This is a genomic window from Amycolatopsis sp. NPDC052450 (assembly GCF_044547565.1).
GTDB lineage: Bacteria > Actinomycetota > Actinomycetes > Mycobacteriales > Pseudonocardiaceae > Amycolatopsis.
This window is the reverse complement of record NZ_JBIUAQ010000002.1, coordinates 41,170-63,757: the sequence shown is the minus strand read 5'-3', so window position 1 is coordinate 63,757 and position 22,588 is coordinate 41,170. Positions and strand designations below refer to the sequence as shown.

Here is a 22,588-nt window from a genome sequence, read left to right as displayed (position 1 = left end):
AGAATGAAACCTGAAGGGACCCTGGCGTGGCTGATCGCCTCGTTGTTCGCGGCGCCCGCGAGCACAACCTCCGCGGTGTGGATCTCGACCTGCCCCGCGACAGCCTGATCGTGTTCACCGGTCTGTCCGGGTCCGGGAAGTCGAGCCTCGCCTTCGACACCATCTTCGCCGAAGGGCAGCGCCGGTACGTCGAGTCGCTGTCGGCGTACGCGCGCCAGTTCCTCGGCCAGATGGACAAGCCGGACGTCGACTTCATCGAGGGCCTGTCGCCCGCGGTGTCGATCGACCAGAAGTCCACCTCGCGCAACCCGCGTTCGACCGTCGGCACCATCACCGAGGTCTACGACTACCTGCGTCTGCTCTACGCCCGCGCCGGCAAGGCGCACTGCCCGCAGTGCGGCGAGGCGATCAGCAAGCAGACCCCGCAGCAGATCGTCGACCAGGTGCTCGCGATGGAAGAGGGCACTCGCTTCCAGGTGCTCGCGCCGGTCGTGCGCGGGCGCAAGGGGGAGTACCTCGACCTCTTCGAGAACCTGCAGCAGCAGGGCTACGCGCGAGTCGTGGTCGACGGGACGATCCACCCGCTCACCGACCCGCCGAAGCTGAAGAAGCAGGAAAAGCACCAGATCGCCGTCATCATCGACAGGCTCTCGGTGAAGACCAGCTCGCGGCAGCGGCTCACCGACTCGGTCGAGACGGCGCTGCGGCTGGCCGACGGCCTGATCGAGCTGGAGTTCGTCGACCTGCCGGAGAACGACCCGCATCGCGTGCGCGGCTTCTCCGAGAACCTGGCCTGCCCCAACGGCCACCCGCTGGCGATCGAGGACCTCGAGCCGCGGTCGTTCTCCTTCAACGCGCCGTACGGCGCCTGCCCCGACTGCACCGGTATCGGCGTCCGCAAGGAGGTCGACCCGGAACTCGTGGTCCCGGACGACGAGATGTCCCTGGGTGAGGGCGCCATCGCGCCGTGGGCGGGCGGCCAGAGCGCGGACTACTTCATCCGCCTGCTCGAATCGCTTTCGGAGACCATCGGCTTCCGGATGGACACCCCGTGGCGCAAGCTGCCGGCGAAGGTGCAGAAGGCCGTTCTGCACGGTGTCGACGAGCAGGTCCACGTCCGCTACAAGAACCGCTACGGCCGCCAGCGTTCGTACTACGCGGCCTTCGAGGGTGTCATCCCGTTCCTCGAGCGGCGCCAGGAGCAGACAGAGTCCGAGTACATGCGTGAGCGGTACGAGGGCTACATGCGCGAGGTGCCGTGCCCGGCCTGTCAGGGCACGCGGCTCAAGCCGGAGATCCTCGCCGTCACCCTGGAGCACAAGACACAGGGCGACCGGTCGATCGCCGAGGTCTGCGCGCTCTCGATCGCGGAGGCGTCGCAGTTCCTCGACGAGCTGGAGCTCGGCAAACGCGAGACGGTGATCGCCGGCGCGGTGCTGAAGGAGATCCAGGCGCGGCTGCGCTTCCTCCTCGACGTCGGGCTCAACTACCTCTCGCTCGATCGCGCTTCCGGGACGCTGTCCGGCGGCGAGGCGCAGCGCATCCGGCTCGCCACGCAGATCGGTTCCGGTCTGGTCGGCGTGCTGTACGTGCTGGACGAGCCGTCGATCGGGCTGCACCAGCGGGACAACCACCGGTTGATCGAGACGCTGGTCCGACTGCGTGACCTCGGCAACACGCTGATCGTCGTCGAGCACGACGAGGACACCATCCGCTCCAGCGACTGGGTGGTCGACATCGGCCCGGGCGCCGGTGAGCACGGTGGCCACATCGTCCACAGTGGACCGTACAAGAAGATCCTGCGGAACAAGGACTCGATCACCGGCGCGTACCTTTCGGGCCGCAGCAAGATCGAGGTCCCGGCGATCCGGCGCCCGATCGACAAGAAGCGTCAGCTGACCGTTGTCGGCGCGCGCGAGCACAACCTGCGCGGTCTCGACGTGTCGTTCCCGCTCGGCTGCCTCGTGTCGGTCACCGGTGTCTCGGGTTCCGGGAAGTCCACGCTGGTCAACGACATCCTCGCGACCGTGCTCGCGAACAAGCTCAACGGCGCGCGTCAGGTCCCGGGCCGTCACACCCGGGTGAACGGGCTGGCGGGCGTCGACAAGCTGGTCCGCGTCGACCAGTCGCCGATCGGCCGCACCCCGCGGTCCAACCCGGCGACGTACACCGGCGTCTGGGACCACGTGCGCAAGCTGTTCGCCGCGACCACCGAGGCGAAGGTGCGCGGCTACCAGCAGGGCCGGTTCTCCTTCAACGTCAAGGGCGGCCGGTGCGAGGCCTGCGCCGGTGACGGCACGATCAAGATCGAGATGAACTTCCTGCCGGACGTCTACGTCCCGTGTGAGGTCTGCAAGGGCGACCGGTACAACCGCGAAACCCTCGAGGTGCACTACAAGGGCAAGACCGTCGCGGACGTGCTGAACATGCCGATCGAGGAGGCGGCCGAGTTCTTCGAGCCGATCAAGGCGATCCACCGGCACCTCGCGACCCTCGTCGACGTCGGCCTCGGCTACGTCCGGCTCGGGCAGCCCGCGCCGACGCTGTCGGGCGGTGAGGCGCAGCGCGTCAAACTCGCCAGCGAGCTGCAGAAGCGGTCCACCGGCAAGACGGTGTACATCCTCGACGAGCCGACCACCGGTCTGCACTTCGAGGACATCAGCAAGCTGATCGGCGTGATCAACGGCCTGGTGGACAAGGGCAACACGGTGATCGTCATCGAGCACAACCTCGACGTCATCAAAACCTCGGACTGGATCATCGACATGGGTCCCGAGGGCGGTTCCGGCGGTGGCACCGTGATCGCGGAGGGCACGCCGGAGTACGTCGCTTCGGTCGAAGAGAGCTACACCGGGCAGTTCTTGAAGACCGTTCTCGCCTGAGTCACCTAGTGCAATGAAGGGGCCTTTCATAGCAAAATTTGCTATGAAAGGCCCCTTCATTGCACGCGGGAACTAGGCAGGTGCCTTCCCCGTGGTCCGGTCCAGCACCGGCGAGGCGGGCCCGTAGTAGAACGCGCGCAGCCGGTACGAAGCGCCCTCCTCGCCCGGCATCGAAGCGAGCCCGGCCGACGTCGTCCCCGGATCCGAGACCTCGACCGGCACGAACTCGGCCGCGCCGGGTTTCTTGATCTCCACGAGGAAACCGTCCTCGTCGGTGGAGTGGTCCGTCCAGCTGAACCGCACCATGTCCTCCGGCGCGGGCTCGGCCCGGAACGAGGCCGGAGCGGCTGATCGGTCGCCGGTCCGCAGTGACCCGGCGGGTCCGGGCGCGGCAGGAGCAGCGGGGCCGGAGACGGTGACAGGATCTGACGCGGCGCCGTAGAACGGCCGGACCCGGTAGTAGAACCGCGTTTCCGGCATCAGGTCCGGATGCCGGTAGGTCGTCTGCCGCGGCGGCACGAACCGCAGGATCGTGTACTCGCCGTGCGGATCGGTGGTGTACTCGACGATCCGCCCCGCGACGTTCGGATCGTCGTCGGGCCAGCTCAGGTCGACGTTCACCGGATCGGTCAGCGTCGCGGTGAAACCGGGTTCCCCACCGCATCCCGACATGAAAGCGACGGCCAGCAGAACGGCCGCGAGTTTCCTTGGCACGCCTCGAACCCTCCCGGGAATCAGGCGGCGGCGGAATCCGGAGGCGTCAGCATACGAGCGCGTCCGGTGATCGACAAGGCCCTGGGTGAACCGTTCCGCGACGCCGTCCGTGTGGGAGGCAAGAGGAGGCGGCCATGGAGAACCGAGGAGAGGCCGGTGCCGATGCACAGTTCGATCGCGGCGCGCGCCGAACGATCCACTCTGCCCCTGCGGGTTGCAGTACTGTCCTCGCCGACCCAGAAGACCGTCGGGAGGACGCGAGTGGCGATCGGAGGCTGGCGGCCCAAAAAGGCCAAAGGCGAGGACTTGGTCCGGCACTTGTACGCCGAACACGGGCGAAGCCTGCTGGCGTACGCGACGAGGCTGACCGGGGACCGCGCGGCCGCGGAGGACGTCGTGCAGGAAACCCTGGTCCGGGCCTGGAAACACGCCGAAGACCTGCAGAACGACGCGAAGGGATCGGTGCGGGGCTGGCTGCTCACGGTCGCCCGGAACATCATCACCGACCGCGCGCGGGCCAGGGCGGCACGGCCGCCGGAAGTCGCGGAGCCGGAGGAAGGCGTGCCCACCCCGGCGGTGGAGCGGGACCACGCGCAGAGCGTCGTGGACTCCATGGCCGTGCTCGGGGCGATGGACGGCCTCTCCACGGAACATCGTGAGGTACTGGTGGAGATCTACTACCGGGGCCGCACGGTGGCCGAAGCGGCGAGATCCCTGGGCGTGGCCCCGGGTACCGTTAAGTCGAGATCTTATTACGCGTTACGGGCGCTCAGAGCCGTCATGTCGGGACCAGGGAAGGAGGTGGCGCGATGAGCGCGGTCGGACATGACCAGGGCCAGCTCGCCGCCTACGTCCTCGGTGGGCTGACCCCGGCGGAAGCGGCCACTTTCGAGACCCATCTGGCGAACTGCGCGACGTGCCGTCGTGAGGTTCGCGAGCTGTCGGAGCTGCGGTATCACCTCGACGAAGTGCCGCCGGAGGCATTCCTCGAAGGTCCTCCCGACGGCGGTGATCTGCTGCTGCAGCGCACGTTGCGTCAGGTCCGCGACGAAGAAGGCACGCAGGAGCGGAAGCCTCGCCGGTTCCTCGCCGTGGCCGGCGCTGCCGTACTGGTCGTCGTCGCGCTGGGCGCCGGGGTGCTGGTCGGCAGGCAGAGCACACCGGAGCCGTCGACGGTGGCCCTGCCGGTGCCCGCGGTGACGGCCCCGGTGCCGGGCACCCGCGATCTCGCGGCCACCAACCGGGTCACCGGAGTGCAGCTGGCGGTCCGGGTGGTTCCGGCCGCGGGCTGGGTACGGCTCCACGCCAAGGCGACAGGGGTCCGCGAAGGCGAGAAATGTGCGCTCGTCGTGGTGACCAGGAGCGGCGAGCGGGTCAACGCCGGCAGCTGGCTCGTTTCGGAGAAGGGACAGCGCGAGGGCACCGGCGTCGACGGTTCGGCACTGGTCGCCCCCGACGACGTGGCCTCGGTCGAGGTCGTGACCATGGACGGCCGGAACCTGGTGTCGGCGGAGGTATGACGGGCTCGCTCACGGGTCGCGGAGGCGGTTGGTACCGCTTCCGCGACACGTGGCTGCTCCCCGCTTCGCCCCAAGCGGTGTTCGACGCCGTCGTCGACCTGGCCGCCTATCCGCTGTGGTGGCGTGACGTCCGTTCGGTCAGCCAGGTCGACGAGGACACCGCCGAACTCGTCTGCCGGTCCAGGCTGCCGTACGCGTTGACCGTGCGGATGCACCGAGACCGGCAGGACGAACGGGCGGGCCGGGTCCGGGTCCTGCTCAGCGGTGATCTGGAAGGGACGCTGGCCGGCGCTCTCGTCGCGGTGGAAAGCGGCACCAGGCTGGACATCACACAGGAGGTCGAGGCGCGGAAACCGTTGCTGCGCAAGCTCGACCGTGTCGCGAGGCCGGTTTTCCGGATCAACCACGCGCTCATGATGCGGCGGGGGCAGAACGGATTACGGGGGTATCTGGGAGCGGCCACAGGTTAGGCTCCCGCCATGCGTGTCGCGACCGTGCAGCCGTTCACCGTCCCCGCAGACCTTTCCGCGAACATCGCCGAACACACGAGGCTCCTCCGGATCGCGGAAGCCGATCTCTGCGTCTTCCCCGAACTTTCCTTGACTGGCTTGGAGTTCGAGGCGCTCGCCGCCGACCCCGGCCTGTGGCTGACCCAGGAAGATCCCCGCCTCGATCCGCTTCGGGAGGCGTGCCGGGCCAGCGGTGTCCACGCCGTCATCGGGCTCCCACTCGTGGAGGACGGGCGGCGGTACATCGGTTCGCTCGTCCTCGGGACGGACGGGGAAACCGTTGCCACCTATGCGAAACGCAATCTGCACAACAGCGAGGAAGAGCTGTTCGCACCGGGCGATCGCCAGGTGATCGTCGAGGCCGGCGGCAGGCGCCTCGGTCTCGCGATCTGTCTCGACGCCGCGAATCCGGATCACGCCAGGGAGCTCGCCGAAGCCGGCGCCGAGGTCTACGTCCTCAGCGCGCTCTTCGGTGAGGGACAGGAACAGCGGCTGCTCGACCAGGTCGGCGTCGCGGCCGGGTATGGGATGTGGGTCGTGCTTTCCCAGTATTCCGGCAAAACCGGCGGGATGGCCGCGTTCGGCGGCAGCGGGGTCTGGAAACCCGGAGGCGCCGCCGAGGTGCGGCTCGGCGGCGAGGTCTCCGAATGGGCTTACGCGACGATCAGTTCCTGAGCCTTCCGAGTACGCAAAGCCACGGCCTCGACGAAGACCGCGAGAGCGAGCAGCCCGGCGCTCAACGCGTACGCGGTCCTGTAGCCGCTTGTGAGCGCTTCGGCCACCGCGGTGCCTTCGGCCAGTAGCGATCCGGTGCGGGACGCGGCGGCGGTCGCGAGCACCGCCGTCCCGATCGCCGCGCCGATCTGCTGCGTGGTGTTGATCAGTCCCGAAGCGACCCCGGTGTCGGCGGGGGTGACGCCGGACATCGCCTGTCCCATCAGCGCCGGCATCGCCGCGCCGAACCCGATCCCCATCAGGACGAGCGCGGGCAGGACGTCCGTCGCGTAGTTCCCGTCCGCCTCGACGGTGGCGAGGAAGCCCAGCGCCAGCGCGACCAGTGAAAGCCCGGTGACGAGCACCGTTCTTGCCCCGAAGCGGTGATTCAGCCGCTCGGCGAAGACCAGCGACATCACCGCGATCGAGAGCGGGGCCGGCAGGAAGGCGAACCCGGTGCTCAGCGCGTCGAGCCGGAGCACGCGCTGCAGGTAGAGCGCGGTGATGAACTGGAAGCCGAACAGCCCGGCGACCATCAGGACCATCACCGTGTTCGCCCCGGACACCGCCCGGAGCCGGAAGATCCGCAGCGGCAGCAACGGTTGACGCGCCTTGGCCTGCCGGAGCACGAATCCGGCGAGCAGCAGCAGCGACGCCGCGAACAGCCCGAGCGTGCGGGCGTCGGCCCAGGTGTACTCCTCGGCCTTGACGATCGTGTAGATCAGCAGCATCAGTCCGCCGGTGACCAGTCCGGCGCCGGTGACGTCGGTCCCGCCGCGCAGACCGGGGCCTCGGTCGTCCGCGAGCAGCCGGACGGCCAGCACGAGCGCGGCCGCGCCGATCGGCAGGTTGATGAAGAACGTCCAGTGCCAGTCGAGCAGCTGGGTGAGCGTGCCGCCCGCGATGAGCCCGATCGACGAGCCCGCGGCCTGGGTGAAGCTGTAGACGCCGATGGCCTTCGCCCGTGCCCGCGGTTCCGGGTAGAGGGTGGTGATCATGCCGAGCACCACGGCCGACGCGAGCGCGCCGCCCGCACCCTGGAGGAAACGGAACACGATGAGCTGCGTTTGGTCCTGTGCGATTCCGCAGAGCAGCGAAGCGAGGGTGAACACGCCGAGTCCGGCCAGGAAGACCCGTTTCCGGCCCAGCAGGTCGCCCAGTCTGCCGGACAACAGGAGAAGCCCGGCGAACGCGATCAGGTAGGCGTTCACCACCCAGGCCAGCGTGGACGGTGTGAAGCCGAGGTCGTTCTGGATCGCGGGCAGCGCGACGGCGACGATCGAGCCGTCGAGGACGACCATCAGCGAGACGGCGCAAAGGACGGCGAGGGCGAGAGCGCGCTGTGGCATGAAGAATCCCTTGAAATTCCCAGGTGATGCCTTGGTGCATCACTTGTAACAGCGCCCATCTTGTGTGACTCTCTTCCTTGCCGGAAGGAGGCACTTTCATGTCCCAGGGGAACACCGATGTGACCGCGCAGGCCAGGGTCGTCGACCCGGAAAAACTCGAGGTGTGCACCGTGCTCGAGGTGATCAACCGGATCAGCGGGAAGTGGGCGATCGGCATCCTGCTGGAGGCCACGCGCGGTCCGGTGCGGTTCACCGAACTGGAGCGGTCGGTGGAGGGGATCAGCAGGCGGATGCTCACGCTGACGTTGCGGAACCTCGAACGCGACGGGCTGCTCGTGCGCACCGTGTATCCGACAGTGCCGCCGAAGGTGGAGTACGAGGCCACAGCGATGGCGAAAGAACTCTATGCGTCGTTGAGCGGCTTGCTGACCTGGGCCGAGCGCCACCGCGACTCGATCGCCGCGTCCCGCGTCGTCTACGACGAGAAGGTCAGCGCCTGACGCCTGCCGTGTGCACGGCGCGCTGGACGTGCGAGCACAACAGGTCGAAGTACATCTTGTGGAAGGGCAGGTCCGTGCTGTTCTTCGCGGACCAGCTTTCCCAGAGGCCGCCCGGACGCAGATAGCGTGACGTGTACGCGGTCGTGAGGTCGGCGTCGATGTGGTGCAGGGCCGCGAGCGCCCATTCCTGGTCGTAGCGCAGGTCCGGCCGGGCGAGGTAATGGTCCAGATAGGACACGAGGATCTCGGCGTCGGCGAGGGTGCCGAATCTCGCCAGCGCGAAGCAGTAGCCCTGCCCGGCGAACACCAAGCCGCTTTCCAGGAACAGTTCCCGGATGCGGCCGCGCCACGCGGTACGGCGGCCGACGCCGATGAGCCACGCCGCGGTGATCCGCGGCCGCCAGTCCGCCGCGAACAGCTCTTCGAGTTCGTCGTCGGTGATCCGCGCGGCGTCCTCGACGAGGTCTCGCAGGAATATCTCGCGTTCGGGTCCGCTCATCATCCCGGCGAAGTTGCCGTTCAGCAGCTTCGAGTACCGCGTGAGCACGTAGCGGTCGATGGCGTCCGGCATGCGTTCAGTTTGCCGGAACGAAGAAACCGCGGTGCGAGGACGGGGGACCCTCGCACCGCGGTTTCGTTCTCGCCGTGCGCTACACGCGCGCCACGGCTTTCTCCCTGTCTCCGTCACTGTCCTCGTGGGGATCCGAGACGTGATCGTCGATCAGGGTGGCTTCGTCGAACGGTGCCTGCCCGCTGAAGACCTGATTGGCCCGTTCGCGGTCGAACTCCTTGGTCCAGGTTCCGACCAGGACGGTGGCGACGGCGTTGCCCGCGAAGTTGGTCAGCGCGCGAGCCTCGGACATGAACCGGTCGATGCCGAGGATGAAGCCGACGCCGTCGACCAGTTCCGGCCGGTGCGACTGGAGCCCGCCGGCGAGGGTGGCGATCCCGGCGCCACTGACGCCCGCGGCGCCCTTCGACGCGATGATCATGAACAGCAGCAAGGAGATCTGCTCGCCGAGCGACAGCGGCTGGTCCTGCGCGGTCGCGATGAACAGCGTCGCCATGGTCAGGTAGATGGCCGTGCCGTCGAGGTTGAACGAGTACCCGGTGGGCACGGTGATCCCGACGACCGGCTTGGAGACCCCGAGGTGCTCCATCTTCGCGATCAGGCGCGGCAGGGCCGATTCGGACGACGAGGTCGACAGGATCAGCAGGAATTCACGGCCGAGATAGCGGAGCAGGGTGAAGATGTTGATCCGCGCGCCGAGCCACAGCACCGAACCGAGCACGCCGAACACGAACACCAGGCAGGTCAGGTAGAAGCCGATCATGATGACGGCGAGGCTGCGCAGCGCGCCCCAGCCGGTCTCTCCGACCACGGCGGCGATCGCGCCGAACGCGCCGACCGGGGCGGCCCACATGATCATCGCGAGGATCCGGAAGACGAGCCGCTGGATGTGCTCGATGCCGCGGCGGATCGGCTCGCCCTTCGTGCCCAGCTTCTGGACGGCGAACCCGGCGAGCAGGGCGACCAGCAGCGTCTGCAGCACCTGGCCTTCGGTGAACGCGGAGCCGAAGCTGGTCGGGATGATGCCGAGCAGGAAGTCGACGGAGCCTTCGCCGCCTTCGGCCTGTGTGTGCGCCTTCGCGGCGGCGGCCGGGTCGAGATGCAGGCCCTCGCCCGGGTGCAGGAGGTTGCCGACGACGAGGCCGATCGCGAGCGCGAACGTCGACATCATCAGGAAGTAGCCGAGCGACAGCAACCCGACCTTGCCGACCTTCGCGGCCTTCGCCACCGATCCGATGCCGAGCACGATGGTGCAGAAGATGATGGGGGAGATCATCATCTTGATCAGGTTGACGAAGCCGGTGCCGAGTGGCTTGAGTTCCTTGGCCAGACCCGGCGCGGCGAACCCGACGATGACGCCGAGGACGACCGCCGCGATCACGGCCAGGTACAGGTAGTGCATCTTGTCTCGGCGACGCGGCGCCGCTTCGGGCGTTGTAGGCACCTTTGCCTCCAGCTCAGGGGGTGTTCGTGGGATTGCCGGTCACTATCACCCGGGCAGGTGAGCTGGGTCACGGTTGTGTTCATTGAGTTCGCGCGAGTGGTTTCCGGGGAATTCCGGCCGGGCGCGGTGGGCGGCGCCGGTGGCGGTGTGCTGGTATGAGCGGGTGCCCTCGACGACGCGGAACCGGACCAGACGCGGCAGTCTCGCCCGCCAGCTGCTGATTCTCCAGCTCGTCGTGCTCTTCGTCCTCGTCGCGGCGGGGGTGGCCTTCGCCTATCTCGATTCCGTCCGCGCCACCGAAGACCGGGCGGAAGACAAGGTGATCGCGGTCGCCGAAGCGGTCGCGGACGCGCCAGGGGTGCTGGCGGCATTGTCCACATCGGACCCCACTTCCACGTTGCAGCCGTTCGCGCAGAGTGTCCGCGCGGACACGGACGTGGATTTCGTGACCATCATGGACAAGAACGGAATCCGCTACACGCACCCGAATCCGGAGCTGATCGGCAGGCCGTTCATCGGGAACATCGGCGAGGCGCAACGCGGCGGCCGGGTACTGGAGACCTACGCCGGTTCGCTCGGCCCGTCCGAACGTGTCGTGGTCCCGGTGCGCGGCGCCGCGGGGCAGGTCGTCGCGCTGGTGTCGGTCGGCATCACCGTCGAAGCGATCGACGCCGAACTGCGGGAACGGCTGTGGCCGCTGCTCGGGGTCGCGGTGGCGGTGCTGGTGGTCGGCGGGATCGGCAGTTACCTGGTCAGCGCCCGGCTCCGGCGGCAGACCAGGGGGATCGCGCCCGAGGAACTGAGCAACCTGTTCGAGTACCACGAAGCCGTCCTGCATTCCGTGCGCGAAGGCCTGCTGCTCGTCGGCGGCGACGGGCGAGTGGTGCTGTGCAACGACGGTGCCCGCGCGCTGCTGGGGGTCGACGACGATCCGGTCGGCCGGGCACTGTCCTCATTGGACGTTCCGGAAGACCTCGTCGAAGCGTTCACCTCCGGGGAGGAGCGCACCGACGAACTCCACCTCACCGAGGCCAGGGTGCTCGTCGTCAGCACGGCGCCGGTGCGCGCGCGGGGAAAGGCGATGGGCACCGTCGTGATCCTGCGCGATCACACGGAACTCCAGGCGCTGACCGGGGAACTGACCACGGTGCGCGGACTGGCCGAGGCGCTGCGGTCGCAGGCGCACGAGGCGGCGAACCGGCTCCACACCGTCGTTTCGCTGGTCGAGATCGGCCGCCCCGAACAGGCCGTCGAGTTCGCCACCGAGGAACTCGCGCTGGCGCAGGAACTCACCGACCGCGTGGTCGGCGCGGTCGCCGAACCGGTGCTCGCGGCGTTGCTGCTCGGCAAGGCGGCGGAGGCGAGCGAGCGTGGCGTCGAGTTCACGATCACGCCCGACACGGTCATGGAAGACTCGGACACCGGCGTCCCGCCGCGAGACCTGGTGACCATCCTCGGGAACCTGATCGACAACGGGATCGACGCCGCGGCGGGGAACGCCGGCGACGGCGGACGGCCCGGGGTCGAGGTCACCGTGCGAGCCGACGACGGCGAACTGCTGCTGCGGGTCGCCGACACCGGCCCGGGGGTGGACGACGTCGAGGACGTCTTCCGGCGCGGCTGGTCGACCAAACCGGAGGACGGGCACGGACTCGGCTTGGCACTGGTGGGTCAGGCGGTGCGGCGGCACAGTGGGACGATCGACGTCGGCCGCGAAGAGGGCGCGGTGTTCACCGTGCGCTTGCCGCTGAAAATCCCGCCGAAGGAGCCGACACGATGATCAAGGTGCTGGTCGTCGAGGACGAACCGGTGGCCGCCGACGCGCATCGGGTGTACGTCGAGCGAATGCCCGGTTTCACCGTGTCCGGTGTCGTCCATTCCGGCGGCGACGCGTTGCGGTTCTGCGAACGCGAACCGGTCGACCTGGTACTGCTGGACTTCTACCTGCCGGATACGCACGGGCTCGCGGTCTGCCGGTCGCTGCGCGCGGCCGGTCTCCCGATCGACGTCATCGCGGTGACCTCGGCGCGGGACTTGGCGCTGGTCAAGGCCGCCGTGTCGGTCGGCGTGGTGCAGTACCTGCTGAAGCCGTTCACTTTCGCTTCGCTGCGGGAAAAACTGGAGCGCTACGCCGAGTTCCACGGCGCTTCGGGCGAGGTCACCGGCCAGGCCGAGATCGACCGCGCGCTCGGCACCCTGCGCACCACCGAGCGGCAGATGCTGCCGAAGGGGATGAGCTCGCAGACCCTGGAGGCGATCACCGAGGTCCTCGCCTCGGCCGCGGACGGCCTCTCCGCCGGGGCGGCCGCGACCGCGATCGGCGCCTCCCGCGTCACCGCGCGCCGCTACCTCGAATACCTCGCCGACAACGGCCTGGCCCAGCGCGAGCCCCGCTACGGCCAGGTCGGCCGCCCCGAGGTCTGGTACAAGCCGAAAACCGTATAACGACCTATACGGCGACTCATGGTCGAATATGGTCGTATGCGAACACGTGCATGTCAATAGGGCGAAAGTGTTGGTAAATCACCAGCTGGCGGAAGCGACGAAAGTCGGTGCCGAGCCGCGGCCGGGACTCCTAAATTCACGAACCATTCCGTTGTCCTCACAAGGAGTGGGTCCATGGCAAGGAAGTTCTTCGTCTCCGCGTCCGTGAGCTTGGCGCTGCTGGCCGTCCCGGTCACCGCGGGCCAGGCCACGGCGGCGGCCCAACCTGCTCAGCAGACCGTGGCGGCCACCACGGTCTACTACGACGCCTCGGGCGCCCCCAGCTTCCGCGCCGCCATCCAGGCGGGCGTGGCGAACTGGAACAACTCGGTGTCCAACGTGAAGCTGCAGGAGAGCTCGTCGGGCGCCACCCTGCGCTACACCGAAGGCAACGACCCCTCGGGTTCGTACGCCGAGACCGACGGCCACGGCCGCGGCACCATTTTCATCGACTACACGCAGGCGCAGCAGTACAACCAGACGCGGATCGCCGCGCACGAGACCGGCCACGCGCTCGGCCTGCCGGACAACTATCAGGGCCCGTGCTCCGAACTGATGTCCGGCGGCGGCCCCGGCCCGTCCTGCACCAACGCGACGCCGAACGCCCAGGAGATCTCGCGGGTGAACTCGCTGTGGGCCAACGGGCTCGTCGCGGCGGGCGCCATGCAGCGCATCTACAACTGACGCCTCGGAATTCCGTGAAGGCCTCCTTCCCTACGCTCAAGGTAGGGAAGGAGGCCTTCACGGCGTTCTAGCCCTGGAACTCGTAAGCGCCTGCGTCGACCCGCGCGCCGGCGAAGACCGGGTTCCCGTCGACGTCGCGGTCGTCGTACTTCGTGGTGCCGAGGTCGATCGCCGGGCTTCCCGCCTGGAGGATCAGGTTCGTGGCCGAGGTGAACTTCGGATCCGCGACCTTGTCCGTCGAGCCGGCGGTGAACTGCCGGAGCCCGCCGAAGTACACGTTGTGGTCGGTCGCGGTGAAGGTCGCGTCCGCGTAGCCGACCTTGTACGCCGCCTGGACGACGTTCTGCGTCATCGTCAGCATCTGGTTCGTGCAGCCGCCGTAGCAGACGAAGCCCTCCGCCTCGGCGTTCGGGAGCCGGAGCGAGTTGTTGCGGAACACCGTGCCGAGCACCGGCCCGTTGCCGTCCTCGGCGCCGCGCGTGATGATCCCGCCGCGCGTCTTGGCGCCGAAGATCGCGTTGTACTCGAAAACGTTGCCGGTCGAGACGCCGTCGGGGTCCTTCGCGTCCGTGCCGAGTTCGGTGAAGGTCTCGTTGTCCTCGGAGATGTTGTGGTGGATGACGTTGCGGGAGCCGTAGAAGATCTCGACCGCGGCGCCGTCGAGGCCGCCGAAGTCGTCGGCCTTCGCGATCGAGCCGCTGATCCGGTTCCAGCCGATGTCGGATCCGTTGCCCTGGACCAGGATGGCGAACGCGCCGGAGTCGTCGTTGCCGCCAGGGGTCACGACGGTCATGTGGTTGTTGTCGACGAGGTCGTTCTGCGTGACCTCGGTGCCGTCGGCCGACGGCGCGATGTACACGCCCGCGCCGGCGCCGGTGATCAGGTTCGACAGCACCTTGTCGCGGTCGCCGGACACCTTCACCCCGGCCCACGAGCAGCGTCCCGCGTCGGCCGCGACGCCGACTTGGAGGTCCTTCACCACGATGTCGTCACCGGCGAGGTCGACACACGCTTCGGCGTTGCCCTTGACGATCGGCCGCGCGCCCGTGCCGTACGCGCCGATCGTGACGCCCGAGCTCTTGACGGTGAGGCCGCCGGACCAGGCACCTCCGCGACGCAACAGGACGGTGTCGCCCGCGCCGAAAGTGGTGGCGGAGACTTTCGACAGTGACTTCCACGGGGCCTGCTGTGAAGTGCCGCTCGCGGTGTCGCTGCCGGAGACCTGGTCGACGTAGTAGGTCCTCGGGGCGGCTTCGGCCGTCGTGAATCCGGTGCACGCGAGAGCGGCGAGCACGCTCACGGAAAGCAGTTTCCAGGACATGCCGCGGACCGTAACCATCCGCCGCACAAGGCTCGTACAAAGACCACGGTGGCTTTAACATGGTCCGATGCGTCGGGCGCCGCGGATTCTCGTAGCGGCCGCGCTGCTGTTCAGTGCCGTCGTGGCGAGCAGCGGGATCATGCCGGCGCCGCGGCCCGTGGTGCCCCTCGCGGGGCTGAACGAGCTCTGGAACAGCTACGGCGATCAGGGCGGCCACTGGACCGGCGGGGATCGCACGGTGTCGGTGCCGCTACCGGACGGACGCACCGTGTGGTTGTTCTCGGACACGTTCCTCGGCACGGTGAACCCGGATCACAGCCGCCCGTCCGACAGCCCGATCGCCCGCAACACCCTGGTCGTCCAGCGGCCAGACGGCTCGCTGGGGGAGACGCTGCACGGCGGCACCGCCGACGACCCGGAGGCCTTGATCGGGCTCGCGGGCTCGGACGAGCATTACTGGGTCGGCGACGGAGCCGTCCAAGGCGACGTCCTGCGGGTGCTCTACAACCGCTACCGGACGACGGGGTCCGGCGGCCTCGACTTCCGGAGCACCGGCACGTCGCTGGCCACCTTCCGGTTGCCCGAGCTGACACCGTCCGAGCTGCTGGTGATTCCGGTGAGCGACAAGGTCGCGTGGGGATCGGAGCTGCTCGAAGACGGCGGGTACACCTACATTTACGGTGCCGAACAGGGACACCTCCGGCTCGCACGCGTGCCCGTCGGGGGGCTTCGCGGACCTTGGCAGTTCTGGACCGGCATCGGTTGGTCATCACACGAGGAGGACTCCGCCCGGATGCTCGCCGGGATCGGGACGGCGTTCTCGGTGACCCGCGTCGGCGGCGAATACGTGCTGATCACCATGGATACCAGCCCCGGCTTCAGCCCGGTGATGCTCGCCCATACCGCGAGTTCGCCGACCGGCCCGTTCCGGAATCCAGTCGTTCTCCACCGGGCGTCCGAAGCGAGTGACCGGCGCATCGTCTACGACGCGACAGCACATCCCCAGCTGAGCCGTCCGGGAAAGCTCGTGGTGTCGTACAACGTGAACAGCCTGGATCACGCCGACAACATCGCGGACGCGCGGATTTACCGGCCGCGGTTCGTGGAGGTCGACTGGCCGCCAGGATCGTCCGGTGGCCCTTTCACGACCCGCTAGCCATCTCGGCAGCTTTGGCGACCGCATCCTGAAAGTCTGAGATTTCCTTTTGTGGGAAGGCTTTGAGATCAAGCGCCCGATGGCGATCCTTGGCTGCTTCCGCCACCAAGGGATCGAGTCGCCACAGATTGTCGTCGCGGGTGGCAACCGAGCGGCTGAGCAAACTGCACAGGACCGCGATGACGTCGACGGTGGCGAAGCTCGGCGTCGCCGCGATCACACTGCTGGGGAACTCGTACTGGTCGACGCGAGATATGAAGGCGAGAAGCTCTATCTCGTCACTCTTCATGAGGTCGATGATCCGCCGTGCGTTCTCGAATACGTTGTCGCGCAATGACTGCTTGGTGGCGAGCTCGTGCCCGGCTGTCCGGTACGAGGAAATTCCTTGACGGTGCCGCAGATATTTGCCGACCGCGATCAACGATCCTGGATTGCCGCCCAGCTTCAGGATGAGGTCCTCGCGGCTTTTCCCGTCTACTTCGTCGTCGGGCATCCGATACGAATCCAGTAACTCTCCGGCTTCGACCGAAGACAGCGGCCCTACTCTGAGGACAGGAAGATGGCCTTGGAAGGCGTCATCGTGTCCGACGAGTACCGTATGCGCTCCGCAACCGCCGGGCAGCACCAGATGATCAAGGTGCTGGGGACCGCAGCCATGGGGCAGGTCGTCGACTATCCACAGACTCGCTTCCCCGGACTCGCCGAGTGTTCGCGCCACGGTCGAGGCAAGCAGCTCGTCCGGAACGGAGTCCAAGTCCATGCCGAGCTCACGGCCGGAGCGCCGGAGCTCGCCGCAATAGACGGAGCGAAGCCGATCAGGTCGTGAGGCGGCTCCTGCCAAGCTCAGCCAGTGGACCCCGCCGGGGAACGCGTCCCCGAATCGCCACGCGTAGTTCACGACGAGTGCGGTCTTCCCCGAGCCGGGAGAACCCCAGACCGACGCGAAGGAGCCGTAGGCGCGTTCTCTGACGACAGGGTATTTGCTGGCGTGGAGTTCTGTATGGAGGCGCCAGAGTTCGCGGTGCCGTCCGAGGAAGCCATGGACGTGACGAGCCAGCCAAACGGGCCACAGTTGTCCCTCGAAAGAGGGAGGAGGGCCGATGGGGCCTTCCATCTCGCGCGCGCTCCCGGCGATCCAGTGGGCAAGGTCGACAACGCCCACTCGAGCGTGGGCGAACTTGGTGTCGGCCAGTTCGATCGGGTGAATGTGATCCGTTCCAGGCTCCGGATTGATCACCAGGATCCGCCGTCGGACGGTGCCTTCCCGCTGAGCGGCCAGGAAGGCCGTCATGAGTTCATGCTGGCACGCGGGCCTGCTGGCGTAGCCCGTCGAGTAGTACGCCACCAGCGTTTTCGACCTCTGCACCGCGAGTCCGATACGTTCCGTGAGGCTCTCCTTGCGGGCGATCCCGTCTTCGTCGAGGAAGACTCGCATGCCCTCCGCGCGCAACTGCTCCGCGAGGGCGCGCCCATGTTCCCGATCGTCGCCGGAGAACGACAGGAAGACGTCGTAGATCGCATCGGACAAGTTCGTAGGATCCTCTCAGCAGGCACTGGCGCAGGTGGCATCCAGCAAGTGTTCACCCATGATCAGGCAAGACACCTCCGCAGGGGGCTATCCCGTGTTGGTCAGCCGTTACAAAACCCGATGGGAACGATGGAACGCCATGGCAGGTCGCGGTGACCGCTGCATATGGTGAAGCCTTTGATGAGAAGAACTCGGGTAGGACGAGTGACCGCGAAGGGGGCGGTGGTGGACCGTAAGGACTTCGGGGCGCGAGTGCAAAGTCTGCGAACCGGTGCCGGCTTGTCCTTGAAGACATTCGGGGATCTGATCCACTACAGCAAGGCGCAGATCAGCCGCGTGGAGCACGGCGTGGCACCGCCGACGACCACCTTTGCCGCCGCTTGCGATCGCGTGCTGGGCACCGGTGACGAACTGGCGCGGGCGGCCGCGGTTCTGGCCGTCGATGAACGGCGTGCCCGTGCCGAACCACCGTGCGACCTTCCGTCCGGACCGCGCAAGCTGATCGGTCGTGATGTCGAGGCGTCGGTGCTCGAACGGCATCTCAGTCCCGCCGAGCCGAGCCGCCTGCCGCGTGTCTGCGTGCTCTACGGCATGGCGGGGGCCGGCAAGACGGCGATCGCGTTATGGGTCGCCGAGCGGCTCCATCATGACTACCCGGACGGCTGCATCTATCTCGACATGCAGGGCTACAACCCGGACAGTAAACCCTTGGGGAAGGACGAGGCGCTCGTCCGCGTCCTGCGAAGGCTGGGAGTACCCGGTGAGCTGGTGCCGCCGAGCGAGGAGGATCGGACCGCTCTTCTCCGGCAGAAGCTGGCCGGGCGCCGGGTGCTGGTCATGCTCGACAACGTCTCGAGCGCGCAGCAAGTACATGCATTGCGTCCGCCCAACGGCAGGTCCGCGGTCATCATCGTCAGCCGTCAGCCACTGACCGTTTTGGACGCCGCTTTGCACCAGCACGTCCGTGCGCTGGAACCAGCCGACGCGGTGGCTTTGTTCACCTCGGTCGCCGAACTGGGGAAGACGGAACGGGGTGATCCGACGGTTGTCCGGAAGATCACCGAGATGTGCTATCGGCTTCCTCTCGCGGTGTGCATCGTCGCGTCGCGTTTCCGGGACAACCCGGCTCGGCGGTTGGAGGACGTGGCAGCCCGGCTAGCCGATCAAGCTGCTCGCCATCACGAGTTCACCGATGGGCTGCGAAGCGTGACCGCGGTTTTGGAGGCCTCCTGCGCCACGCTGTCCGATCCGCAACTGGCGATGCTGCAACTCATGGCGGCGCATCCGGGCCCACGGGTGGACGCGTGGGCGGCCGGAGCGCTGGCGGGAATTTCACCCACCGCGGCCGAAGGCCTGCTGGACGAGCTGATCAGGGCCGGGATGCTCGAACATCATTCCCATAACGCATACCGACTGCATGACGTGTTGCGGGACCATCTGCGCCGTCCTGACGCCGAATTGCTGTCCGGTCCGGAGGAGGATTCGGCGAGGGGCAGGCTCTTCGAATACTTTCTGCACGCCGCCGCGGCGGCGGATTCCCATATCGACGAGCACCGCTATCGACTGGAGCTCGATCTGATGTCGCCGTCGGTGGAGACTCCGTTGTTTCCGGACCCTTATTCGGCGGGCAAGTGGATGGAAAGTGAAGTCGACAACTTCCTTCCACTGCTCCAAGAAATGGCCTTGCGGCGTGAGGACAAGGCCTGCTGGCAATTCGCATACTGCCTTCGCGGCTACTTTTACGCCACCAAGCAGTGGGAATTGATGACAGCTTGCTACGGGCAGGCGATGGAGGCGGCGACACGAACCGGTGACCATCGAGCGGTCGCCATCGTGCTCAACAATCTGGGCCTGGCGAGTATGCAACTCGGCCGTAAGGACGAGGCGATGGAGCTGTACGCGCGCGCCCAGAAGGAATTCTCCGCCGTCGATGACCGGTTCGGCGAGATGAACGTCGGGGCGAACCGGGCCTGGCTCGCCTATGAGAGAGGTGATTTCAGTCAGGGATTGGACCTGTCGCGACGCGCCTGGGTCTTCTACTGTGATCAAGCGCAGCTCGCGAACGCGGCGATCGCGCTCGACTGCATAGCGCGTTGCGAGCTTCGGCTCGGCGGGTTCGCCGCCGCGAAGGCGAACTTCGAGAAGGTGCTGGTCGACTACCAGAAACTCCTCTTTCGCGACGGTGATATCGCGCAGCTCGTTTCGCACCTCGCTGAAACGGAATTTCGCTTGGGTGACTTCGCTGCGTCTGCGAACCATTACCGGGCCGCGATCGACCGTGCTCGGTCAGGCAAAGCGCAGCGAGAAGAGGCAGTGGCCTACGAGGGGCTCGGCCGCGCGGCGGCCGCGCAAGGTCGCCAGGTCGACGCCGACGCGCATCGTGCGGCGGCGATCGCCTTGTACAACGAAGTCGGCGCGGTCGCGGACGTCGAGCGGCTCCGTGGCGAGCAGCTGGCCCAAGTGGAGCAGGACCGCGAAGAGGTGCGAGGGAACGAGCCCCGGCCCGAGGTGACCGTCGCCGACCCCGGGCGGGTTTGTGTGCTGGCGGTCAACACCGAGTGGTCGTCACGGCACGGTGGCGGTATCAGCACCATCAACCGCGAGCTCTGCAAAGCCCTCGCGGCCCAGGGAGCGGAGGTGTACTGCTCGGTGCCGAGCGCCAGTGACGAGGAGCGGCGCGACGCGGCCGCGGCGGGTGTCCACCTGGTGCATCCGCCCTTCGCACTGGGAGCGCCGGAAAGCGCGTTGTCCCGCCCCCCGGTCGTTTCTCCGCCGATCAGTCCCGATTTCGTCATCGGGCACGGTCGTAAGACCGGCGAGGCGGCCTTGTGGCTGGTCGAAGACCACTACCGGGACGCCAAGCTCCTGCATTTCCTGCACGTCGTCTCCGACCGGGTCGAAGTCGACAAACGGCGGAGGGACGGAGATCCGGCCGCCCGTGCCGACGAGCGCAGCAGGCACGAGATCGAGATCGCGAAGAAGGCGCATCTGGCGATCGGCGTCGGGCCGGCGCTGAGCAACAACCTGCGGGACCATCTGCGGGGCTCCGCGGGCCCGGAGGTGGTGCGACTCGACCCCGGTTTCGACGTCTCCGAGGACGTGGCGGAAACGCCGATTCTCAGCGATACGGTTCGCGTGCTGCTGACGGGACGGCTGGGGGAGCAAGAAGCTCGAATCAAAGGTGTGGACATCGCCGCCAGGGCTTTGGGGCATGTGCTGTCGCAGAGAGGCGCGAACGAACCTGAAGTCGAGCTGGTGCTTCGCGGGGCCGAAAAAGACGATTCGGAGCGGCTCATCCACGAAGTCAAATCCTGGGCAGGCACCGATTCCTTGCGGGTGGTCCCACGGCCTTACTCTTCGGACAGCCAGGATCTTCGGCAGGATCTGCACCGTGCGAACGTCGTCATCATGCCCTCTCGCTCCGAGGGTTTCGGGCTGGTCGGGCTGGAGGCGATCAAGCTGGGAGTGCCGACGCTGATCAGCAAGCGAAGTGGGCTGGGCCTCCTGCTTTCCGAAGAGCAAGCCGAGTTGTCGGTGGATCTGTCGAACAAGCTGATCCCGGTCACCGAGGAGGAGTACAAGGACACGTTGCGATGGGGGGACGCGATCGCCGCGGTCCTCGCGAATCCCAAGCCCTCTTTCTGGGCGGCGCGACGGCTGCGAGACGAGATGGCGGAGAAGCGAACCTGGGCGATGGCCGCCGAAACACTCCTGAAATCGATGCGTGAAATCGGGGCATGAAGACGTCGGTACGGCATCGGGTGGGTCGCTTTCACCGGCGGCCCACCCGATGTCCGTTCACCGCTGTCGCGGCCGCCCCGGAACTCCGGGCCGCGTCTGCCAGGGGAGCGGCCCGTCCAGCGGCCGGTACTCGACGCCCAGCGCGTCCAGCCGGGGCAGGTGGTGGTCCCGCAAACGCGGCAGGAACTCCGCGTAGTCCCGGCCCTCCGGGCTGCTCCACGCCACCTCGGCGAAAGCGCACAGCCGTGGGAAGGCGACGTAGTCCACCCGCCGCGCGGTGTCGAGATGCTCCGACCACACCTGCGCCTGCGCGCCGAGAATCGTCTTGCCCTCGGGGAAGTCCGCGGGCACCGGCTCGTAGCCGTAGAAGCTCTCCAGCGTGCTCAGGTAGCCGACGGGGATCGGTTCGTCGGGATGGTCGGACTGCCGGTGGTCCAGGTAGACGTGGTCCTCGGGGCACATGACGACGTCGTGTCCCGCGGCCGCCGCGCGGGCCCCGGCCGCCTCGCTCTGCCACGAGCCGATGACCATCGGCGGCAGGTCTCCGGCCTCGAGTACCTCGTCCCAGCCGAGCGGACGGCGTCCTCGTTCGACCAGGTGCCGCGCGATCTCGCGGACGAACCAGCCGTGCTCCTCGGTCGCGCCGGGCACCTCGTCGCCGCCGAGCGCGATGACCTCGGACGGGAAGATGTCCAGCACGTGGTCGAAGACGCTCTTGAAGAAGTCCACTGTGGACTTCTTCGTGTTCAGCAGGGACGTGCTGATGCCCCAGCTCGTCCAGACCTCCCACGGTTCGGCGGTCTCCGGCCCGAGTTCGGGATAGGCGGCGATCGCGGCCCGGGCGTGCCCGGGGATGTCGACCTCCGGGACCACCGTCACCGAACGCGCGGCGGCGTACGCGACGATCTCGCGGAGGTCGTCGGTCGTGTAGAACCCGCCGTGCGGCCGTCCGTCCCGTTCCGGCCCGTCGTGCCGTCCGACCATGGACGACTTCCGCCAGCCGCCGACCTCGGTCAGCCTGGGGAACTCGGGGACCTCGATCCGCCAGCCCTGATCGTCGGTCAGGTGGAGATTGAGCACGTTGAGCTTGTGCGCCGCGATCAGGTCGACGAACCGCAGCACCTCGGCCTTGGTCCGGAAATGCCTCGCCACGTCGAGCAGACAGCCGCGCCACGCGAACCGAGGGTGGTCGGTCACCACCCCGCACGGGATCGTCCGCTGTCCACTGTGGATCGACACGGTCCGGAACGCGTCCGGTCCGACGAGCTGTCGGAGCGTCTGACGGCCGTAGAACTCACCCGCCGCGTCGGCGGCGTGCAGGGTCACGCCCGACGGGTCGATCTCCAGCCGGTAGCCCTCGGCGGGCAGCGTGGCGTCGGTACGGACGTCCACTTCGGACGGTACTGGGCATTGTCCCGGCAAGGGTTCCACCGAGACGGGACGGGGGAGCAAGGTTTCGAAGCCAGGCATG

General features: G+C 67.6%; 18 protein-coding genes. 11 read left to right on the top strand and 7 right to left on the bottom strand.

What is annotated here, in order from left to right; all coding sequences use genetic code 11:
* Nucleotides 1-26 precede the first annotated feature (26 nt).
* Nucleotides 27-2,882 (top strand): excinuclease ABC subunit UvrA, encoded by a 2,856-nt coding sequence (gene uvrA, locus ACIHAO_RS05145; RefSeq protein ID WP_396554853.1) that lies wholly within the window; start codon nt 27-29, stop codon nt 2,880-2,882.
* A gap of 72 nt (nt 2,883-2,954) precedes the next feature.
* On the opposite strand, the gene ACIHAO_RS05140 is transcribed toward uvrA, so the two are convergent.
* Nucleotides 2,955-3,596, bottom strand: coding sequence for a fibronectin type III domain-containing protein (locus ACIHAO_RS05140; protein ID WP_396554852.1), 642 nt, complete (start codon nt 3,594-3,596; stop codon nt 2,955-2,957).
* A gap of 261 nt (nt 3,597-3,857) precedes the next feature.
* On the opposite strand from ACIHAO_RS05140, the gene ACIHAO_RS05135 reads away from it, so the two are divergent.
* The 4 genes from ACIHAO_RS05135 to ACIHAO_RS05120 are packed head-to-tail and all read left to right on the top strand — an operon-like array spanning nt 3,858 to nt 6,300.
* Nucleotides 3,858-4,409, top strand: coding sequence for a sigma-70 family RNA polymerase sigma factor (locus tag ACIHAO_RS05135; protein WP_199746609.1), 552 nt, complete (start codon nt 3,858-3,860; stop codon nt 4,407-4,409).
* Complete coding sequence (locus ACIHAO_RS05130) at nt 4,406-5,116, top strand: anti-sigma factor family protein (RefSeq protein WP_396554851.1); 711 nt, start codon at nt 4,406-4,408, stop codon at nt 5,114-5,116. The genes ACIHAO_RS05135 and ACIHAO_RS05130 overlap by 4 nt, the downstream gene beginning before the upstream one ends.
* On the top strand, nt 5,113-5,586 hold the full coding sequence (locus ACIHAO_RS05125) for an SRPBCC family protein (protein ID WP_396554850.1): 474 nt from the start codon (nt 5,113-5,115) through the stop codon (nt 5,584-5,586). The genes ACIHAO_RS05130 and ACIHAO_RS05125 overlap by 4 nt, the downstream gene beginning before the upstream one ends.
* A 9-nt stretch (nt 5,587-5,595) precedes the next feature.
* Nucleotides 5,596-6,300: a carbon-nitrogen hydrolase family protein gene (locus ACIHAO_RS05120; protein ID WP_396554849.1), complete on the top strand. Its 705-nt coding sequence runs from the start codon at nt 5,596-5,598 to the stop codon at nt 6,298-6,300.
* Here the strand turns inward: ACIHAO_RS05120 and ACIHAO_RS05115 are convergent.
* Nucleotides 6,279-7,688 (bottom strand): MFS transporter, encoded by a 1,410-nt coding sequence (locus ACIHAO_RS05115; protein WP_396554848.1) that lies wholly within the window; start codon nt 7,686-7,688, stop codon nt 6,279-6,281. The two genes, ACIHAO_RS05120 and ACIHAO_RS05115, sit on opposite strands and share 22 nt — an antisense overlap.
* Nucleotides 7,689-7,786: 98 nt before the next feature.
* On the opposite strand from ACIHAO_RS05115, the gene ACIHAO_RS05110 reads away from it, so the two are divergent.
* Nucleotides 7,787-8,188, top strand: coding sequence for a winged helix-turn-helix transcriptional regulator (locus tag ACIHAO_RS05110; RefSeq protein WP_396554847.1), 402 nt, complete (start codon nt 7,787-7,789; stop codon nt 8,186-8,188).
* On the opposite strand, the gene ACIHAO_RS05105 is transcribed toward ACIHAO_RS05110, so the two are convergent.
* Entirely contained in the window at nt 8,178-8,759 is a 582-nt protein-coding gene (locus tag ACIHAO_RS05105; protein WP_396554846.1) for a DUF6000 family protein, read from the bottom strand. The genes ACIHAO_RS05110 and ACIHAO_RS05105 overlap by 11 nt on opposite strands.
* 79 nt (nt 8,760-8,838) lie before the next feature.
* Nucleotides 8,839-10,161 (bottom strand): cation:dicarboxylate symporter family transporter, encoded by a 1,323-nt coding sequence (locus ACIHAO_RS05100; RefSeq protein ID WP_125789895.1) that lies wholly within the window; start codon nt 10,159-10,161, stop codon nt 8,839-8,841.
* Between the two features lie 205 nt (nt 10,162-10,366).
* Here ACIHAO_RS05100 and ACIHAO_RS05095 point away from each other — a divergent pair, with 205 nt between their 5' ends.
* From ACIHAO_RS05095 to ACIHAO_RS05085, 3 genes are all read left to right on the top strand, one after another.
* The gene (locus ACIHAO_RS05095; protein WP_396554845.1) at nt 10,367-11,983 is read left to right on the top strand and encodes an ATP-binding protein; all 1,617 of its coding nucleotides are present in this window, start codon (nt 10,367-10,369) and stop codon (nt 11,981-11,983) included.
* Nucleotides 11,980-12,648, top strand: coding sequence for a response regulator (locus ACIHAO_RS05090; protein ID WP_396554844.1), 669 nt, complete (start codon nt 11,980-11,982; stop codon nt 12,646-12,648). The genes ACIHAO_RS05095 and ACIHAO_RS05090 overlap by 4 nt, the downstream gene beginning before the upstream one ends.
* Nucleotides 12,649-12,822: 174 nt before the next feature.
* Nucleotides 12,823-13,371 (top strand): snapalysin family zinc-dependent metalloprotease, encoded by a 549-nt coding sequence (locus ACIHAO_RS05085; RefSeq protein ID WP_396554843.1) that lies wholly within the window; start codon nt 12,823-12,825, stop codon nt 13,369-13,371.
* 67 nt (nt 13,372-13,438) lie between these two features.
* Here the strand turns inward: ACIHAO_RS05085 and ACIHAO_RS05080 are convergent, their stop codons facing one another.
* On the bottom strand, nt 13,439-14,692 hold the full coding sequence (locus ACIHAO_RS05080) for a choice-of-anchor Q domain-containing protein (RefSeq protein WP_396554842.1): 1,254 nt from the start codon (nt 14,690-14,692) through the stop codon (nt 13,439-13,441).
* 67 nt (nt 14,693-14,759) lie between these two features.
* On the opposite strand from ACIHAO_RS05080, the gene ACIHAO_RS05075 reads away from it, so the two are divergent.
* Entirely contained in the window at nt 14,760-15,848 is a 1,089-nt protein-coding gene (locus tag ACIHAO_RS05075; protein ID WP_396554841.1) for a DUF5005 domain-containing protein, read from the top strand.
* On the opposite strand, the gene ACIHAO_RS05070 is transcribed toward ACIHAO_RS05075, so the two are convergent.
* Nucleotides 15,835-17,376, bottom strand: a complete 1,542-nt coding sequence (locus ACIHAO_RS05070) for a TIR domain-containing protein (RefSeq protein WP_396554840.1) — start codon at nt 17,374-17,376, stop codon at nt 15,835-15,837. The genes ACIHAO_RS05075 and ACIHAO_RS05070 overlap by 14 nt on opposite strands.
* 180 nt (nt 17,377-17,556) lie before the next feature.
* Between ACIHAO_RS05070 and ACIHAO_RS05065 the strand changes: the two genes are divergently transcribed.
* Nucleotides 17,557-21,117, top strand: coding sequence for a glycosyltransferase (locus ACIHAO_RS05065; protein ID WP_396554839.1), 3,561 nt, complete (start codon nt 17,557-17,559; stop codon nt 21,115-21,117).
* Nucleotides 21,118-21,174: 57 nt separating this feature from the next.
* Here the strand turns inward: ACIHAO_RS05065 and ACIHAO_RS05060 are convergent, their stop codons facing one another.
* Nucleotides 21,175-22,587, bottom strand: coding sequence for a beta-N-acetylhexosaminidase (locus tag ACIHAO_RS05060; protein WP_396554838.1), 1,413 nt, complete (start codon nt 22,585-22,587; stop codon nt 21,175-21,177).
* Nucleotide 22,588 lies beyond the last annotated feature (1 nt).

What these genes read in the sequence shown, in the direction of transcription:
- ACIHAO_RS05130 (WP_396554851.1), top strand. Translation starts at nt 4,406, where the DNA reads ATGAGCGCGGTCGGACATGACCAGGGCCAGCTCGCCGCCTACGTCCTC.
- ACIHAO_RS05125 (WP_396554850.1), top strand. Translation starts at nt 5,113, where the DNA reads ATGACGGGCTCGCTCACGGGTCGCGGAGGCGGTTGGTACCGCTTCCGC.
- ACIHAO_RS05120 (WP_396554849.1), top strand. Translation starts at nt 5,596, where the DNA reads ATGCGTGTCGCGACCGTGCAGCCGTTCACCGTCCCCGCAGACCTTTCC.
- ACIHAO_RS05115 (WP_396554848.1), bottom strand. Translation starts at nt 7,688, where the DNA reads ATGCCACAGCGCGCTCTCGCCCTCGCCGTCCTTTGCGCCGTCTCGCTG.
- ACIHAO_RS05110 (WP_396554847.1), top strand. Translation starts at nt 7,787, where the DNA reads ATGTCCCAGGGGAACACCGATGTGACCGCGCAGGCCAGGGTCGTCGAC.
- ACIHAO_RS05105 (WP_396554846.1), bottom strand. Translation starts at nt 8,759, where the DNA reads ATGCCGGACGCCATCGACCGCTACGTGCTCACGCGGTACTCGAAGCTG.
- ACIHAO_RS05100 (WP_125789895.1), bottom strand. Translation starts at nt 10,161, where the DNA reads ATGCACTACCTGTACCTGGCCGTGATCGCGGCGGTCGTCCTCGGCGTC.
- ACIHAO_RS05090 (WP_396554844.1), top strand. Translation starts at nt 11,980, where the DNA reads ATGATCAAGGTGCTGGTCGTCGAGGACGAACCGGTGGCCGCCGACGCG.
- ACIHAO_RS05085 (WP_396554843.1), top strand. Translation starts at nt 12,823, where the DNA reads ATGGCAAGGAAGTTCTTCGTCTCCGCGTCCGTGAGCTTGGCGCTGCTG.
- ACIHAO_RS05080 (WP_396554842.1), bottom strand. Translation starts at nt 14,692, where the DNA reads ATGTCCTGGAAACTGCTTTCCGTGAGCGTGCTCGCCGCTCTCGCGTGC.
- ACIHAO_RS05075 (WP_396554841.1), top strand. Translation starts at nt 14,760, where the DNA reads ATGCGTCGGGCGCCGCGGATTCTCGTAGCGGCCGCGCTGCTGTTCAGT.
- ACIHAO_RS05065 (WP_396554839.1), top strand. Translation starts at nt 17,557, where the DNA reads ATGAGAAGAACTCGGGTAGGACGAGTGACCGCGAAGGGGGCGGTGGTG.
- ACIHAO_RS05060 (WP_396554838.1), bottom strand. Translation starts at nt 22,587, where the DNA reads ATGCCTGGCTTCGAAACCTTGCTCCCCCGTCCCGTCTCGGTGGAACCC.